4 protein-coding genes are annotated in these 2,747 nt (G+C 52.1%); all 4 read right to left on the reverse strand.

The window, feature by feature from the left end:
* On the reverse strand, positions 1-1,253 hold a 1,253-nt coding region (locus ACYC56_RS14565; RefSeq protein WP_461374893.1), incomplete at its 3' end, for a FeoB small GTPase domain-containing protein.
* Complete coding sequence (locus ACYC56_RS14570; RefSeq protein WP_461374894.1) at positions 1,228-1,476, reverse strand: FeoA family protein; 249 nt, start codon at positions 1,474-1,476, stop codon at positions 1,228-1,230. The genes ACYC56_RS14570 and ACYC56_RS14565, both read right to left, overlap by 26 nt.
* A 50-nt stretch (positions 1,477-1,526) precedes the next feature.
* Positions 1,527-1,964, reverse strand: coding sequence for a Fur family transcriptional regulator (locus tag ACYC56_RS14575; protein ID WP_461374895.1), 438 nt, complete (start codon positions 1,962-1,964; stop codon positions 1,527-1,529).
* A gap of 133 nt (positions 1,965-2,097) precedes the next feature.
* On the reverse strand, positions 2,098-2,747 hold a 650-nt coding region (locus tag ACYC56_RS14580), incomplete at its 5' end, for a peptidylprolyl isomerase (RefSeq protein WP_461374896.1).

The following is a 2,747-nucleotide window of genomic DNA, read 5'->3' on the forward strand; positions in this document are numbered from 1 at the left end:
GCAATCGTTTTCTCGCGCTCCGTCCCGAGCAACCTTGTTGTAATCGTTGCCATGGTCACACAGCCAAATCCGAGGATGATAGGTACGACCGCCCTGCCGTTAAGTCCGATGGCGTTGAGCGCTCTATCTACCAACGTGGCAAGCCTCGGCAGGTAACCCGAGTCTTCCATCAAAGCAAGTGCCAGGTAAAATCCCAAAACGAGCGGCAGCAGCAACCCCAAAAGGTACGTTACTGTCATGGTCAAGAGACCGAACTCACCGACAAGTATCTGGCCGAACGGAGTATTTTGATTAACGAGCGGCGAAACGACGCCCCTGATAAACGGCTCCCAGTATCCCTTCATAATCGTGCCCTCGGTAAGCCCCACGATATCCTGCGCGATCAACACCGCAACCAGCTCATAAAGACCGTAGAGGATCATCGCGAGAATTGGGACGCCCGTAATCGGATCGAGAACAAGGCGCCCGATCTTCTGGCGGATGCTCTCGGTCAAAGCAACCTCGTGAACGACGTGCCCGACGATGTCGTTCACCCGCTCACGGCGGTGAACGTAGATTTCTTCCCGGTCATCAACGGGATCGACCCCATGCCGCGCCGCGACATAAGAATCGCCCTCTAACACCATCAACGCTTCGGGCTGCGAACCGACGCGGGAAAGCATCTCGTGGAGGCGCTTATGTAAAAACGGGTCCTGGTGACCTTCTCTCACCTCGGACAGGGCGGCTTCGACATCGGTCAACCCCTGTTTCTTAACGGCAGTCGTAGGGATAACGGGTACCCCGAGAAGGTCGGAGAGCAAGTCGGCGTCGATTACAAGCTCCTGCGCTTTCGCCTCATCCATAAAATTAAGGGCGATAACAAGCGGCAAGCCCATATCGATGAGCTGCAATGTTAAGAAGAGGTCCCGCTCGAGGTGAAGCGCATCGACCACGTTTACGATTTTATCCGCGCTTAAGATGATATCGCGGGCGACGGTTTCCTCGTCGTTAAATGAAGACACCCCGTAGATACCGGGCGTGTCGATGATAGCGTTGTTCCCATAGCGGGCTTGGGATATCTCGATCGTGGTCCCGGGATAGTTGGACACATCGACGTAGAGCCCGGAGAAGAAGTTAAAGAAGACGGATTTGCCTACATTGGGGTTCCCCACGAGAACGATCTTTTGGCAGTTCCCGGGCACGTCTAGCGCCAAGGAGCCGGTATGACAGTGACCGCCGTGTGTGGTCTTAACCGCGCCGCTGTCCTTTTCCACCGTTATCTCTCCTCTCGACCCTGATAGTACGCGCAAGCTCGCGACCTACCGCGATTTCTTGGCGGTTTTTCCTTAAAACGACCGGGCCGAAAGGGATCTTTGTATGGCAAACGACGGTGCTTCCCTCTCCAATACCAAATCTAATAAACTGGGTCTTAGCCATGCTGTCAGGAATCTCTTTTATGATAATCTCATCGCCGGTTTTTACTTGATCTAAGCACATTGTATCCTCCTTGAGATTGCGACTCTATCTCACCATCCATGCAAAAAAATTTATTTCTTTCCGGACGTGCATACCCTGCAATATCCGTAAATGTTCAGGCTATGGCCGGTTGGTCTAAAGTTCGCCTTTTCACAGGCCCATTGTTGGAGCTGCTCGATCAACGGCTCCTCAAATTCCTGCACGCTTCCGCACGTTAGGCACACCAGATGATCGTGATGCGGGTGCCCCGCCGTGTGCTCATACACCGAACGTCCTTCACCCAGGTCTATCTTCTCAACAAGCCCGCTTTCAACCAGAAGGTCCAAAGTACGGTAGACAGTCGCCCTCGATGCTTTGCTGCCCTTGGATTTCAAATGCTTTAAAAGCTCTTCGGCATCCATATGGTCGTGACTTGCAAAGACCTCTTCGGCGATGCATTGGCGCTCCGGCGTAAAGAGCAACCCTTTTGATTCGATATAGTTCTTAAACTGTAAAGACTCGCTGTTCATATCCCATCCCCATTGAGATTGTATCTCAATATTAGTGGATTAAAACGACCATGTCAACCAGTTTTCCAATGTTTTTCCGCCGGTCCGCATAATATGCGCTCGCTATCGAGCGTCCTGGAGCGCTCCCGCCTATTTACTTACCGATAATATAGACTTTATTCATGACATCGTAGTGTTGGATCTTATCCACGACATCCATGCCTTCGGTCACTTTGCCAAAAACGGTATATCCCCCATCGAGCATGGGTTGATCGTTGATGCAGATATAGAACTGGCTGCCGCCATCTTTAGTTTTTCCGTTATGCACCATCGCGACCGCACCCCTCAAATGGGGAACATCGTTGATTTCTGCGGCAACCGTATACCCCGGTCCCCCTAAGCCATCGTTGTCCTGGTTGTTGTCCCTGCTTAGCGGGTCGCCGCCCTGGATGACGTAGCCCGGCACAACCCTATGCCATCTGATACCGTTGTAAAAATTGGCATTTGCGAGCCGTATAAAGTTCGCGACGTTCTTTGGGGCTTTGTGGGGGAAAAGTTGAAATACTATTGTTCCCTTGTTCGTTTCGATTACCGCATAGGGCCACTTCGGTTTTTCGGGCTCACCCTGTGGTTGCGAGTCGTTGGTAGTGTCCGCCTGGACATCTGCCTGCTTTTTATCTGCGGAACCGCCCGCATCGGCGACCTTTCCGCCGCGCGAACAACCTATGCTGCCGATAGCAAGTACCGCAACAAATAAAATAATAAGGCCGAGTTTAATCCGGTTCATCAAATACCTCCTGTAAC

It is taken from the genome of Candidatus Aquicultor sp., assembly GCF_054640775.1.